Annotated in this window: 12 protein-coding genes and 2 tRNA genes; 8 read left to right on the top strand and 6 right to left on the bottom strand. The window is 65.3% G+C overall.

What is annotated here, in order from left to right:
- The first annotated feature begins 1,097 nt into the window (after nt 1-1,097).
- Nucleotides 1,098-1,373: a hypothetical protein gene (locus tag AC0AIB_RS27480; protein WP_465097768.1), complete on the top strand. Its 276-nt coding sequence runs from the start codon at nt 1,098-1,100 to the stop codon at nt 1,371-1,373.
- Nucleotides 1,374-2,241: 868 nt separating this feature from the next.
- Here AC0AIB_RS27480 and AC0AIB_RS27475 read toward each other — a convergent pair.
- From AC0AIB_RS27475 to AC0AIB_RS27460, 4 genes are all read right to left on the bottom strand, one after another.
- Nucleotides 2,242-3,378, bottom strand: coding sequence for an AAA family ATPase (locus AC0AIB_RS27475; protein WP_465097767.1), 1,137 nt, complete (start codon nt 3,376-3,378; stop codon nt 2,242-2,244).
- Nucleotides 3,375-4,370, bottom strand: coding sequence for a bifunctional DNA primase/polymerase (locus tag AC0AIB_RS27470; RefSeq protein ID WP_465097766.1), 996 nt, complete (start codon nt 4,368-4,370; stop codon nt 3,375-3,377). Before AC0AIB_RS27470 ends, AC0AIB_RS27475 begins: the two co-directional genes overlap by 4 nt.
- Nucleotides 4,371-4,626: 256 nt before the next feature.
- Complete coding sequence (locus AC0AIB_RS27465; RefSeq protein WP_465097765.1) at nt 4,627-4,932, bottom strand: hypothetical protein; 306 nt, start codon at nt 4,930-4,932, stop codon at nt 4,627-4,629.
- Nucleotides 4,933-5,019: 87 nt separating this feature from the next.
- Nucleotides 5,020-5,259 (bottom strand): helix-turn-helix domain-containing protein, encoded by a 240-nt coding sequence (locus AC0AIB_RS27460; RefSeq protein WP_465097764.1) that lies wholly within the window; start codon nt 5,257-5,259, stop codon nt 5,020-5,022.
- Between the two features lie 359 nt (nt 5,260-5,618).
- Between AC0AIB_RS27460 and AC0AIB_RS27455 the strand changes: the two genes are divergently transcribed.
- Nucleotides 5,619-6,878 carry a tyrosine-type recombinase/integrase gene (locus AC0AIB_RS27455; protein ID WP_465097763.1) on the top strand — a complete coding sequence of 420 codons (1,260 nt, stop codon included), beginning with the start codon at nt 5,619-5,621 and terminating at the stop codon, nt 6,876-6,878.
- A 103-nt stretch (nt 6,879-6,981) separates the two neighbouring features.
- Here AC0AIB_RS27455 and AC0AIB_RS27450 read toward each other — a convergent pair.
- A tRNA-Gly gene (locus tag AC0AIB_RS27450) sits at nt 6,982-7,055 on the bottom strand.
- A gap of 152 nt (nt 7,056-7,207) precedes the next feature.
- On the opposite strand from AC0AIB_RS27450, the gene AC0AIB_RS27445 reads away from it, so the two are divergent.
- The 6 genes from AC0AIB_RS27445 (at nt 7,208) to AC0AIB_RS27420 (ending at nt 12,959) form a co-directional block, all read left to right on the top strand.
- Nucleotides 7,208-7,281 (top strand) — tRNA-Pro (locus AC0AIB_RS27445).
- 160 nt (nt 7,282-7,441) lie between these two features.
- On the top strand, nt 7,442-8,794 hold the full coding sequence (tig, locus tag AC0AIB_RS27440) for a trigger factor (RefSeq protein ID WP_465097762.1): 1,353 nt from the start codon (nt 7,442-7,444) through the stop codon (nt 8,792-8,794).
- Nucleotides 8,795-8,962: 168 nt separating this feature from the next.
- Entirely contained in the window at nt 8,963-9,604 is a 642-nt protein-coding gene (locus AC0AIB_RS27435) for an ATP-dependent Clp protease proteolytic subunit (protein WP_067310650.1), read from the top strand.
- A 10-nt stretch (nt 9,605-9,614) separates the two neighbouring features.
- Entirely contained in the window at nt 9,615-10,277 is a 663-nt protein-coding gene (locus AC0AIB_RS27430) for an ATP-dependent Clp protease proteolytic subunit (RefSeq protein WP_030333536.1), read from the top strand.
- A 212-nt stretch (nt 10,278-10,489) separates the two neighbouring features.
- Nucleotides 10,490-11,785: an ATP-dependent Clp protease ATP-binding subunit ClpX gene (gene clpX / locus AC0AIB_RS27425; protein WP_328343745.1), complete on the top strand. Its 1,296-nt coding sequence runs from the start codon at nt 10,490-10,492 to the stop codon at nt 11,783-11,785.
- A gap of 376 nt (nt 11,786-12,161) precedes the next feature.
- Nucleotides 12,162-12,959 carry a carbon-nitrogen hydrolase family protein gene (locus AC0AIB_RS27420; protein ID WP_328343746.1) on the top strand — a complete coding sequence of 266 codons (798 nt, stop codon included), beginning with the start codon at nt 12,162-12,164 and terminating at the stop codon, nt 12,957-12,959.
- Between the two features lie 158 nt (nt 12,960-13,117).
- Here AC0AIB_RS27420 and AC0AIB_RS27415 read toward each other — a convergent pair whose 3' ends face one another.
- Nucleotides 13,118-13,342, bottom strand: a complete 225-nt coding sequence (locus AC0AIB_RS27415) for a hypothetical protein (protein ID WP_328343747.1) — start codon at nt 13,340-13,342, stop codon at nt 13,118-13,120.
- Nucleotides 13,343-14,177 lie beyond the last annotated feature (835 nt).

The following is a 14,177-nucleotide window of genomic DNA, read 5'->3' as shown; positions in this document are numbered from 1 at the left end:
AGCGGTTCTTTCGTTCGCCGTTGCGCCGATTTGGCCGAAGCCTCTTAGCCATTAGGTCGTTACCTCCATTGAACCTGCGCTCCTACTTAGGTGTCAGTGCAGGTCGGGGGCGGCACCCCGGGCGCGCGAAGCCATCGGTGCCGCCCCTTCCCATGCTCGCGGTTGCCCGCTGACACACCAACGACTGAGGCGACCGAAGGACTCACGTTCCGTTGATCCGATTTGAGGCTTCCGGTGCGTCGATTCATGCCCCTTTTGTATGCTTATGGGAGTAAGGTAACGGACAGGGTGTCCGTCATTTTGCTTCATGCAAGTTGCAAATCGCAGCGGCTATGCACCTTTTTTAGTGTTTTGATCGTCCGGTTTTCGGCAGGTTGACGCCGCCGCACGACGCGATCGACCAGGGGTGGCGAGATTTAAGGCAGAGCTTGAGAGACGAGGGTCACAGTCAGTGCACTCAATGCTCGGCTCCCTGATCGTGGCGGTGTCGCGGTACGTGTTGGAGGTGCTATTGCCTTCGCAGGGGATTCCCACCGGCAGATGTGTGCTGCCACAAGAAGGTCATGATCGACGGGTGGGCTTGTTGGGAGACCGAGAGCTGTGGGGGGCGGTGTCGAGTGGACCTACATGAGGTGCCTGTAGTCCACCCCGGGCAGACGGCGGCTCTCGCTCCCTTGATGGTGGCCGCCGGCATCGGCAGGTTCGACCCGGTGACTGATTGCTGCCGTGATGGCGCATCGCTCCGCCCGTAGTTGGAGATGGAGCAGCGGAGCTGGGTGAGGTCTTATCGCGAGTTCCTTCGGGAGGAGGACACGGCGACCGAGGCTCTGTGCATCTCGGACGTGATGACTGGCCGCACTTCTCTGGCCCTAGATATCGGTCATAGAACTTCGAACGTGCCCTGGTCCGAGTGCTGAAATGGATGATGCCTGCAGGCTTCTCGGTATGCATGGGGTGCTGTGGGGTCGGCGGTGGAGGGGGTTAAGGCCCTGGGGCGCATGGCCTGAGAGCGTCATCAGGGTTTGCCAGGTGACCTGTGGGTGGCAACCTGGCGCTAGGCTCCGCCCAGATTGCGAACACTGGGCAGGGGGACTGGCATGGGAAACCCGTCGTTCGGCAGGGGCTACCACCAGGGCTTGGCCGAAGGCCTCGCCCAGGGCTTGGCCGAAGGCAAGAAAGGCCGAGCGATAGTTGAGGGCGCGTGGTTCGTTGGGGGCCTCGCCGTCGCAGGAGCTGCCTTCGGCTACCGGAAGTTCAAGGTGAGGAGCATCGCCAAGCGCGAGCAGGAGCTTTCTGCCGAGGGCTCGGCACCTGCCGCCGTGGACGGCGCTGGCGATGAGCACGAAGCAGGGGAAGACATCGCGGGTAGGTAGGGTGGCCTGGCCAGCCGGCGCCCCAGCGAGGTTGACGAACGGTAGGAAACTCACGAACCGTTCTCAGTCGGCACCGTCCTCGCTGGATTCACCGTTCTTTTGCGAGTTTGCTGACTATGCAGTCTGGGTAAGACTCGACGGTCAGAGCTGGCTCTAGGTACTGGGACAGGCTCGGCAGGTGGGAGTGAGAAAATCCCGGCCCCCCGCCCCCGGAAACGTCTCTGAGCCCATTTCGCGCGCATCAATTTTTGGGAAACTTGACCTTCGCCTGACTGGTAATTGCCGGTTCGGGTAGAGGTCTTGTTGCTGGAAGGTCCGTACGTAGGGCTACGGGCGATTCCCTTCATTGCCAACCCGTCGGGATATGGGCGGACGGGAGTTGCTCTCCCGTGGGCGTGTAGGTGGGGACGGTTCGCGGGGGCACGGGGGGCACGCCGACCACGCTGGGACGGCGGGTCAAACATCTCGAAGTGCTCAGTAGAAGGGACATGCATCCCACAGTATGTAGGGTTCTGCACGCGATGCGGTACGCGCATTCGAGCATTCCGCAGGGTGGCCTCTCGAATCAGGTAGGTGCCAATCGGTCGTGTCACGGTCGCTTACCGAGCTGTCCACGGAGGGGCTTCCAATCAGAGTTTCCTGGGAGAAGCGCAACGGTTCCGGGTGGTTCGGCGGTTCCCCCCATAGGGAGGGGAACCGCCGAACTACCTACGCCCTGCGAACCGAACCGAACCAGTTCCGAACCACTTCACAGGTTCATGACCTGCGGTTTCATGGATAGCCCGAACCACCCGAACCGATCCCGAACCGGTTCGGCACCGGTTCGCGGGCGGGTGGTCCGCCGAACCAGCTGAGGTGTTCGGGGCATTCACTCAACGTCTTCGAGTCCGGGCACTTCGGTGTCGTAGTCGCGGACGTATACGAGCTTCATGCCGCTCTTGCCCGCGTTTCTGTTTTCAAGGAATCGATTTTCGACGAGGTAGTCGATGGCTTTCTGTACCTTGGTTCTGGTGCCGCTGATGTTGTCACAGACCGTGTTCTTTGAGCACATCGAGTTTTCCTTGACGAACTTCAGGATCTGCTGGATCTGGATTACTGTCAGGCCACCCGCTGCTGCCGGGATGGTGATCGTGTGTGGCAGGTCGATCCACGCCTCGATCGCCTTCGTGACCGGGTCGCTGACGATGTTGAAGGTACCGACGTGGGATCGGTCGACCTTCGACCTAACCGTGCCGTTCTTATCCTTGGCGAGCGTGAGATACGACTTGCCGTGCTTCCCGTAGCCGAAGTCGTCAAGGTTCGTCACGACGTAGCTCGCACCGTCGATGCCGGCCCTCTTGTGCTGAGCGCCGATCGCGTCCTTGCCGCGTGCATCCTTCGACTTCGGAACGTGGTCGATCATGACCACTGCGGGGCCGAGGCCGGTGAGCCACTTCGCTATGTTCTTGTAGAACTTCGCTACGTCCTCCTGGTCGTTGACCTTGAGGCCCTCGATGCTCATCACCTCGGTGACACCGTCGATGACTGCGAGGGTGACCGCTGGGTGGTCGGCCGACTCGAGCAGCGCTCGCAGCGCATCCTTCCCCACGGCGTCGAGCTGCGCGTCGGGCTTGATGTAGATGAAGTACTTCGCCAAGTCCTCAGGGCTGACGCCGAAGTTCAGCATCCTCATGATCACGCTCACGGCGTTGTCCTCGTAGTCGAGGAACAGCACGCGGTTGGCCTTGCGGATCTCCTGGTAGGCGGCCAAGAGGGCGACCCAGGTCTTTAGTGACTCGGACTCTCCGATGAGGCTGTGCAGCCTGCCTGGATAGAACAGGTGGAGGCCGTCCTTGCGCTCCAGGAGGCTCGTCTGTGGCATCTCCAGCCCGGCCGAGATCAACTCCGAGATGTCGACCGGGGTCCAGGCGGCAGTGCTCCTCTCGACTGCTGCCACCACAGCATCTGCCTCATCAGCTACGGCCTTCGCTGCGCCAGCCAGGATGGCTGCTGCGTCGATCGTCACGAGTGGCTCCAGACCATGGGCTGCTTCATCCCGCCCTCGATGCCGCTCTTGATCGTCTTGGCAACCTCGGTCTTGGATAGGCCCGACTTGAGCGCCGCTGCGGCTAGCGCCATGGCAGCCTCCTCGATCGGCAGCCCCAGCCCAGCCACTACAGAGCCGAGGCGGAAGGCAAGCTTGTTGAGGGTGGCGTTGCGATGGCCTTCGCGAGCCTCCAGCATGTCCTTAACCAGCCCGACGGCTGCCGCCTGGAACCACCGCTGCTTGCGCTCATCGTCGCTAAGCGAACAGTCGATCACGTCCTCAAGACCGACCGCCGGCTCTGGTTTTTCCGAGACTGGCTTCGCCGGCGGGGCAGGCAGCGGGGCGGGAGTTGCCTTGTCTGCCAAGAAATTCTTCCAAGCCTCGGCGGCAGGATCGTCGACACCGTCGTGTAGACCGTCCCAGTCGATCTGGTCACTCTTTGCCTGGTAGACGACCTGGTCGCCGGTCTTGTTCGTGCGGATCGTTGGAGGGATGAAGACGAATCCTCGGCCCTTGCCCTGGTTGTCACCAGCTTGAACGTCGATGCCTGGAGCTGGTGTGCACTTTCGGACTCCGGATCGAGCGACATAGAGGTGAACCCCACCGTTCGGCGTTAACACCTCGCCATAGACGGGAGGAAGAAGCCCAGCGCTTCGCAGCGCAGCGCGCGAGGCGTTGCCACCGTTGCGGGGGTCCACATCGATCACATCGAACTGCACACCAGTCACCGCGCAGACTGCCCAGCCGGGACGCCACTTATCGAGGTTGTGCAGATCGGCCGGGAGATTCTGCCAATTCTTGGGGTACCTGAATTCGCGCTCCCCCGTCAGTGGTTCCGCGGTGAAGACTGGCACGCCATGATCGACGTACTCTCTTGGAAGCCTCAGCCATTCCGGGTACGCCGCTAGGGCCGACCCGCCATCGGCGACAGAATGATCATATCCGCAATTATTTGACGTGCTGCCGGTCACGGTGTAGCTTCTCCCTAGGTTACGGTGAATGCGGGGCCAGGTGGGCTTACCTGGCCCCGCAGCTTCTTTGCCTATCGACGGATAAGCAATTGGATGCGTGCCAGGAGCCGCTCAAGTTCGAGGATGGCTTCCCACATGAGCTGCCTGGTCTTGATGTCGTCTTGCTCGTCGTGTTCGTCCGATGCCCCTAGGCGGGCATCGTTGACGCCTATGTCAGCCATTTGTTAGCGTTCCTGCGTCTCGTAGTGCGTGCTCATCAGGTGCTTGCTCGGGGCGCGGGGTCAGTCGAGTTGCGCGCTCGACTGGCCCTTTCGGCTTTCCGAACATCGGCTGCTGCTCGGCGAAACCAGTCGATCAAGCAGCGCCCATGCATCACGATCGTCTGGTCGTGTCCGAACCAGAAGAACGCCCGCATGCCGTTGCCGAAGTAGTCGCCACAGTGGAAGCAGGGCTGGTCAGTCCAGGTGGCTTCCCACTCGATCAGCCTTATCTGGGTGTCGTCGCCAGCCTTGATCGCAGCGTCCAGGGCCGTCGCCAGGTCGTTTCTGTTTCGCAGGATCATTGGAGTCGTCACCTCGGTTACTCGTGTGAGAATTGATGTCGCGGCACTAACGACTGGTCCTCCGGTGACCGACCGTGCCAAGAGTCCCTAGCTCTGTGGCTGGCGTGAGTCGCCGTTGAGGATGGCGAGAAGTCGCGCGGTAGGCACGCGCAGTCGTTGGCCAATCTTGATGGTCGGGATCTGTCCGCGTCGAGCCGCCTCATATGCGGCACCCCGGCCAATTCCTAGTACTTTCCCAGCCTCCACAACGGAAATCGTCGGCTTCTGAAGAAGGGTCGGCGCGGTGGTCGTTCCGGCAGCGGGTTGTGTTGCGTTCGGTTCGGTCATGTCGATAATGATCGGGTGCGTCCCCCGGAAGCGCCACCATTGCCGGTCGTGGTAGCGCTATCGGGGCCTAGGTCGACTAGCGGCAAGTCGAATGCTGTAGCCCTAGGGGATGTCGCTTCGTATGGGATCGCTGCGGATCGCATGGGTTCCCATGATGTGACTGGTGGAACGAGAACTTCCGAAGATGACGTTAAGTGCACGCCTGGCTACTGGTCAAGGATGTGCTGATATCGGCACTCGACTGGATTCGACTTACCGGGAGTCGAGTGCCGATATCAGCGAAAGCTTGCCTTTCGACTGGCATCAGAACTAGCTTTCGTCTCACCGAAACCTGATATCCCTCCGGGTAAGGAGTCCGCGTGCCCCGTAAGCAGGACCCGATCAAGAAGGTCACCCTGAAGGACGGCCGGACCCGATACAGGTTCGTCATCGACGTAGGCCGGCGTTCAGACGGCGGACGCGACCAGCGGACTTACACCTACGACACGCTGAGGGAAGCCAAGGCAGAGCGGGCGAAGATTATCGCCGGCAAGTCGACGGGGACCTACGTCGCGCCCTCGACGCTGACCCTGGGGGAGTACCTTCCCGCCTGGCTCGCTGGGAAGCGCAACCTGCGGGCCGGGGCGCTTCGGGCATACAGGGATGCACTCAAGCCTGTCGTTGAGCGGCTCGGGGATGTCGAGGTGCAGAAGCTCCGCAAGGCGGACCTGGACGGCCTCGTTGACTGGATGCTCACCAGCGGGCGCAGGGTCGGCAACGTCCAGAAGCAGAGCCTGTCGCCGCGATCCGTCTGCGTGATGCTCACCGTCCTGTCCGGAGCCTTAGACAGCGCCGAGAAGCAGGGGCTGATCGTCCGGAACGTGGCGAAGCTGGTGGAGCGGCCGACCCATCGGCCGAAGGCGTTGAGGACTTGGACCGCAGAGCAGGCGATGGCGTTTCTTGTCTACGTCACCGAGGACCGTCTGTATGCGGCGTGGTGCCTGAGTCTCTACGGGCTGCGGCGCGGCGAGGTCGTAGGGCTCCGCTGGGAGTGGGTCGACCTCACCGGCGAGCGTGCTGAGGAGCTGGGCGTAACCAAGGGGACACCGACCATCACTATCCACAAGGCGCGGGTGTCGGTTGCGGGCGAGGTGTTCGAGGAGGACCCCAAGAGCGAGCGCGGTCGACGCACGCTGCCGCTGGACGCGACTCTCGTAGCAGGCCTCAAGGCACTGAAGGTCCGCCAGGCAGCCGAGCGCCTTGAGGCCGGCGCCGCGTACGAGAACTCAGGTCTTGTTGTCGTCGACGAGCTGGGTCGGCCGCCACGCCCGGAGTGGTACGGCGACAGGTTCCAGTGGTTGGCGGCGAAGGCTGGGCTGCCCGTCATCCGTCTGCATGACGCGCGGCACACCTGCGGAACGCTGATGCACCTGCGGGGAGTGCCTACGGCAGTCATCTCCGCCTGGCTGGGCCACGCGAGCGCGGCCTTCACGCTCAAGACTTACGTCCACTCGCAGGACGGGGCGCTGCACAGTGCCGGCGCGACGTTGATGCAGGCGCTTACAGGCGTCGAATCCGCTGCCCCGGTGGCGGGTCTGGTCAGCGATCAGGGGCGGGCGCAGGACCACCGTCCTGCATGATCAACAACCCCTGTGTGACACAACCGTGAGAAACCGACCGTCGGAGATAGATGCACAGCCATGACGTAGATCGTTGATCGCGGTGCTGACCTGCATGTATTGATGGAGCGGGCGACGGGAATCGAACCCGCACCGTCAGTTTGGAAGACTGAAGCTCTGCCATTGAGCTACGCCCGCGCGCCCTGGCGCCCCAGGACACCCGCCACCTTACCCCCACCCCCCAGCATCCCCCCCAACCCCCACCCCCACCCGGGTGGGGGTCACCGGGGCAAGGGTGGGGATGCCCCGGGGGACCGGGGTGGGTGGGACGGCATACACTTCTTTGGCCACGGGGTGTGGCGCAGCTTGGTAGCGCACTCGCTTTGGGAGCGAGGGGCCGTGGGTTCAAATCCCGCCACCCCGACTGCGTGCGCATCCGGGCGACGCCCGAGGTGACGCCGATTCCGTCAGGTACGCCGGGCGCTGCCGGAGCAGCGTCCCGGCTCGCCTACACTCGATGCGCGCATTCATGCCCAGATCCAACCCGCCCAGACCCAAACTGAGATCCGTCAAGGAGTACGCCTGTGAAGAGCACCGTCGAGACTCTGAGCCCGACGCGCGTGCGGCTCGCCATCGAGGTGCCGTTCGTCGAGCTCGAGCCGAGCCTCAAGAAGGCGTACCGGGAGATCGGCCAGCAGGTCCAGGTCCCCGGCTTCCGTCGGGGCAAGATCCCGGCTGCCGTGATCGACCAGCGGGTGGGCCGGGGCACCGTGCTCAACGAGGCGGTGCAGGAGGCCATCCCGCAGAACATCCTCGCCGCGGTCCGCGAGCACGACCTCAAGACGCTCGGTCGTCCGGAGGTCGAGATCACCGAGTTCAACGATGGTGACTCGCTCAACTTCACCGCCGAGGTCGACGTCCGGCCGGAGCTGACCCTGCCGGACCCGGCCACCGTCGAGGTGACCGTCGACGAGCTCCAGATCGACGACACCGAGGTCGACGAGCAGGTCAAGAACCTGCGCGAGCGGTTCGCCACGCTGAAGACCGTCGAGCGGGCCGCCGCCGAGGGTGACTACGTGCAGATCGACCTGAACGCGACCGTCGACGGCGAGGACGTGCCGGGCGGTTCGGCGAGCAACATCTCGCACGAGGTCGGCAGCAAGCAGCTCCTGCCGGGGCTGGACGAGGCCCTGGTCGGTCTGGCCGCCGGTGACGACACCACCTTCACCACCCAGCTGGTGGGCGGCGACTTCGCCGGCCGCGACGCCGAGGTGGCGGTGACCGTCCGCACGGTCAAGGAGAAGGAGCTGCCCGAGCTGGACGACGACTTCGCCCAGATGGCCAGCGAGTTCGACACCATCGACGAGCTCCGCGCCGACCTGCGGGAGAAGGTCAGCCGGGGCAAGCGGGTCGAGCAGATCTACGCCGCCCGGGACAAGGCCCTGGAGCAGATGGTCGCCGCCGCCGAGGTACCGGCGCCGGAGGGCATCGTCCGCGAGGAGGTCGAGAGCCGCAAGCAGGCGATGGTCGACCAGCTGGAGCGGATCGGCGCCTCGATGGAGGAGTACCTCGCCGCCGAGGAGAAGACCGAGGAGCAGATCGACGCCGAGCTGGCCGAGGCGGCGACCGAGGGTGTCAAGATCCAGCTGCTGCTGGACAGCCTGGCCGACGCCGAGGACACCCAGGTCTCCGACGACGAGTTCGGGCACGAGATCGTCCACCGGGCGCAGCGCGCCGGGATGGCCCCCCAGCAGTACTACGACCAGCTGGTCCGCTCCGGCGCAGCCGGTGCCGTCTTCGGTGACGTGCGGCGCGGCAAGGCGCTCGCCTCCGTGATGGAGAAGATCAAGATCAAGGACTCGGCCGGCAACGAGGTCACCCTCGACGCGCTGCGGGCCGAGAGCGAGCAGGCGCACGACCACGACCACGAGCACTGACCGACCCGGTAGGCCGCCGTCCGCCCGTTGCGGCAGACGGCGGCCGAACCCCTTTCCGGGTACGTCCCGAGCAGCTGCGCTGAGAGCGAACAGTGCCGCGAGCGGGAGTCGATCACCCGGTCGAGCGGTTAATGTCGGGTACGACGGTACGGAGAGCGAAGGGCTGCCATGACCGACATGCACATCCCAGCGAAGCCGCTCCGGGCGATCGAAGCCCGAGGTGGGGACACCATTGGCAACCTCGACGACTCGGTCTACAACCGGTTGCTCAAGGAACGCATCATCTTCCTCGGCAGCGAGGTGAACGACCAGGTCGCCAACCGCATCTGCGCGCAGCTGCTGCTGCTCGCCGCGGAGGACCCGGACCGCGACATCTTCCTCTGGATCAACTCGCCGGGTGGCTCGGTCTACTCCGGCATGGCGATCTACGACACCATGCAGTACATCGACAACGACGTGTCGACCGTGGCGATGGGCATGGCCGCCTCGATGGGCCAGCTGCTCCTCTGCGCGGGCACCAAGGGCAAGCGGTACGCCCTGCCGCACGCGCGGATCATGATGCACCAGCCGTCCGGTGGCCTCGGTGGCACCGCGTCGGACATCGCGATCCAGGCGGAGCAGATGCTCTACACCAAGCGGATGTTCCAGGAGCGGGTCGCCCACCACACCGGCCAGAGCCAGGCGCAGATCGAGGCCGACTCGGACCGGGACCGTTGGTTCACCGCCCAGGAGGCCATGGACTACGGCTTCATCGACAAGGTGATCATCGGAGCCACGCAGGTTCCGGATGGCGCCGGGACCCTGAGCTGAGGAGCTGACGATGACCGATCTGAGCCTGCCGCCCCAGTTCGCGGCCGTGCACAACCGTTACGTCCTGCCGTCGTTCGTCGAGCGCACCTCGTACGGGGTCAAGGAGTCCAACCCGTACAACAAGCTCTTCGAGGACCGGATCATCTTCCTCGGCGTCCAGGTCGACGACGCGTCGGCCAACGACGTGATGGCGCAGCTGCTGACTCTCGAGGGCACCGACCCGGACCGCGACATCATCATGTACATCAACTCGCCGGGTGGTTCGTTCACCGCCATGACGGCGATCTACGACACCATGCAGTACGTCCGGCCGGACATCTCCACGGTCTGCCTGGGTCAGGCGGCCAGCGCGGCGGCGGTGCTGCTGTCGGCGGGTACGCCGGGCAAGCGGATGGCGCTGCCCAACTCGCGGATCATCATCCACCAGCCGGCCACCGAGGGCGGTTACGGGCAGGGCTCGGACATCGAGATCCAGGCCCGGGAGATCCTGCGGATGCGCACCCAGCTGGAGGACATGCTCTCCCGGCACTGCAACCGGCCGATCGAACAGGTCCGTAAGGACATCGACCGTGACAAGATCATGACGGCCGAGGAGTCCAAGGAGTACGGGCTGGTCGACACCATCCTGACCAGCCGCAAGAAGGGCCTGCTGGCCGCCAACGCGGCCCGCTGAGCACCATCGGGTCGGAGGTCGGTCGGCGGCACATTCCCGGCCGACCTCTGACACACCCGTTTTGGGGGTCGGAGAAACCTCCGCCAGCGGGTAACGTCGGTCCGTACGGCGTGGCCGGGTCGGACCGGCGGAACGGTTTTTCACCACGGACGGGCGCCCCGCGCCCGCGGTTCAGGGCCGGGCTCCGGTCGACGAGTGCAGGGAGAACGTAGGTGGCACGGATCGGTGACGGCGGCGACCTACTGAAGTGCTCGTTCTGCGGCAAGTCGCAGAAGCAGGTCAAGAAGCTCATCGCGGGCCCAGGTGTCTACATCTGCGACGAGTGCATCGACCTCTGCAACGAGATCATCGAGGAGGAGCTGGCCGAGTCCGGCGAGGTGAAGTGGGAAGAGCTTCCCAAGCCGATGGAGATCTGCCAGTTCCTCGACAACTATGTCATCGGCCAGGACCAGGCCAAGAAGGCGCTCGCGGTCGCCGTCTACAACCACTACAAGCGGATCCAGGCCGAGGCGGCCAACGCACCGGGCTCCGGCAGTGACGCGGTCGAGCTGGCCAAGTCCAACATCCTGCTGCTCGGCCCGACCGGGTGTGGCAAGACGCACCTCGCGCAGACCCTGGCCCGGATGCTGAACGTGCCCTTCGCGATCGCGGACGCCACCGCCCTGACCGAGGCGGGTTATGTCGGCGAGGACGTGGAGAACATCCTCCTCAAGCTGATCCAGGCCGCCGACTACGACATCAAGCGCGCCGAGACCGGCATCATCTACATCGACGAGGTCGACAAGATCGCCCGCAAGTCGGAGAATCCGTCGATCACCCGGGACGTCTCCGGTGAGGGTGTGCAGCAGGCCCTGCTCAAGATGCTGGAGGGCACGGTGTCGAACGTGCCGCCGCAGGGCGGCCGCAAGCACCCGCACCAGGAGTTCATCCAGATCGACACCACCAATGTGCTGTTCATCTGCGGTGGCGCCTTCGCCGGCCTCGACCAGATCATCGAGTCCCGCACCGGCTCCGGGGGCACCGGCTTCGGTGCCCGGCTCCGGTCGGTCTCCGAGCGCTCCACCGACGACATCTTCAGCCAGGTGATGCCAGAGGACATGCTCAAGTTCGGGCTGATCCCCGAGTTCATCGGCCGGCTGCCGGTGATCACCAACGTGCGCAGCCTGGATCGCTCCGCCCTGGTGCGCATCCTCACCGAGCCGCGCAACGCCCTGGTCCGGCAATACCAGCGCCTCTTCGAGCTGGACGGTGTCGAGCTGGAGTTCGAGCCGCCGGCCCTGGAGGCGATCGCCGACCAGGCAATGCTCCGGGGCACCGGTGCCCGTGGCCTGCGCGCGATCATGGAAGAGGTCCTCCTCTCCGTGATGTACGAGGTGCCGAGCAACCCGGACGCCGCCCGGGTGCTGATCACCCGCGAAGCGGTCCTGGAGAACGTCAACCCGACCATCGTGCCGCGTGAGTTCACCGGCCGCCGGGCCCGCCGCGACCGCGAGGAGAAGTCGGCCTGACCGGTTTCCCCCGAACACCCCAGAAGCACGGCCGCCGCACGGGGCCGTGCTTCTGCGCGTACCCGCCGCACCGGAAGCCGCGACCTCGATTGCTCGGTGTCGCCACTGCACAGGGCCACTCGGTTCGCCACTGCACACTGCCACCTGACGCGACCGCGCCCGGCCCCGGAACGGCACCGCGAGCGGGCACAGTTGGCCGCTGCCGGACGGAGGCTGCCGAGTCGGCACCTGGGGGTCACCCACGGCCACGCGGCGTGGTGTGGGGGGCACCGTCATCTCGCCGGGTCGACCGGGCCGGACTGCTGCCGCTCACCGTCGCGGGAACCGATGCGTCGGGTGCTGTCCCGGGCCGACGTCCACCCGTACCCTGATCATCATGCGCGTCGCCGTCTGCCAGCTCAACGCCCGCGACGACAGGTCGGCCAACCTGGCCGCCGCCGAGGCCCTGCTGGCCAGGGCCGCGGCGGCCGGTGCCGACCTGGCGATCCTGCCCGAGTACGTCGACTATCTCGGTCGGGCCGACGGAATGCCGCCAGCCGAGGGCGTCGACGGCACGGTGGGGACGTTCTTCGCCGAGGCGGCCCGCCGGCTGGGGATCTGGGTGGTGGCCGGCTCCTTCCACGAGGTCGGGCCGGACCCGACGCACACCTGGAACACGTCGATGGTCTTCGACCGCGCCGGCAGGCTCGCCGCCAGCTACCGGAAGATCCACCTGTACGACGTGGAGATCCCGGGCCGGGTGTCCTACCTGGAGTCCGCCACGGTGTCGCCGGGCCGGGAACCGGTGGTGGTCGACGTGGAAGGCCTGCGGGTCGGTCTCTCCATCTGTTACGACCTGCGCTTTCCGGAGCTGTACCGCCGGCTCGCCACCGACGGGGGCGCGCACCTGCTGGTCGTGCCGGCGGCGTTCATGATGCACACCGGGCGGGACCACTGGGAGGTCCTGCTGCGGGCCCGCGCGATCGAGAACCAGTGTTTCGTGGCCGCCGCCGGTCAGACCGGCGACCATGATCCGGGCCGGACGTGCTTCGGGCGCAGCATGGTGATCGACCCGTGGGGCACGGTGCTCGGTCAGGTACCCGACGGGCCGGGGTTGACCGTGGTCGACCTGGACCTGGGCCGGTTACGGACGATCCGTGCCGAGCTGCCCAGCTTGGCGAACCGCCGTCTCTGACCGGTTGCGCCGGCCCCGTCCGCGGGGAAACCATCCGCGGGGAAACCCGTCCGGCTCCGGGCGGGTGGCAGCCGGTCGGCTCCGGGTCGATCGGGGTCGGGGCCGGTGAAACCGGTCGGGGCGGATGGGTCGGGCCGGCGGTACTTCGGGTGCTGCGGTCAGCTCAGCAGTATCCCCACGACGGCCAGGCCGATGATCACCGCTGCGGTCACCAGCAGGGCGGTTCCCATCCTGGATGGTCCGCGCCGGGCCAGCCGACCTACCGACAGCACGACCACGACGAGCACTACCGCTGCGATCACCAGTTGCCAGAAGGGCAGCAGGAGTCCCAGCAGCGCGTCGTCGGCGAGGGTGACCGTGGGGGATCGGGGCGCCTCATCCATGGCAGCCACTCTGGCACGGATCGGCCACCACGTCGTCGTTTCCGATGGGCAGGCCGCAGGGAGGACGCACACCGTGTGGTGAGGAAGCGCAACGCGGTCAGGACGTGCAGGCCGCCGTTGAGCGACGCGTAGACCCTGGTGAGGACGCGAGGGCCGCAGTGAGGCGCGCTGGGCGCAGTGAGGCGCGCAGGCCGCAGTGCCCCGGGACGGCTGCCCGGCTGGACGGCAGTGGAGGAAGTACCGGTCGCCGGTATCCCCGCGATGGCCCCGACCGGGTCGGTCCGCTCCGGACACCAGCGCATACAGCGACATCAGTTGATTTGCCTTCCGTGGGGCGCACGCGTAACTTTCTCTCTGCACGCGGCAGGCCGGACGAACCAGCCGAGAGCGGGCACCAGGACCGTGGCGGAGACGCCGAGCGGTGCTGGGGATCGGGCGGTGCGAAACTCCCCAGAAGTTGGGGTTGCGAACGCGAAGCCGGCCGGGTAGAGTGCATAAGCCGGCAGGGAGCCGGGCGAGCGCCGCGAAAGCGGAGCTGGCCGGTCTGCCGAATCCCACGACAGTAGCGACCACCATTCACGGTGTGCGTAGACGTGGAAATGACTTAGCCGAGCTGGAGAGATCGCGAAAGCGAATTTGACAGCGGAAGTAAGTCAAAGTAAGTTAGAGAAGTTGCCCCGGACGGGAATCGCAGCTGCGATAACCAGATGGTGTGTGGTTGTTCTTTGAGAACTCAACAGGGTGCTTGATAAGCCAGTGCCAATGATGATTTATACCCCGCGCTGGGCAGACTTTCGGGTTTGTTCGGTGGGGATTCCTTTGGCAACATTTGTTT

It is taken from the genome of Micromonospora sp. DSM 43699, assembly GCF_055517075.1.
Note: the sequence above shows the minus strand (reverse complement) of the source record. Positions and strands in the feature narration are given on the sequence as shown.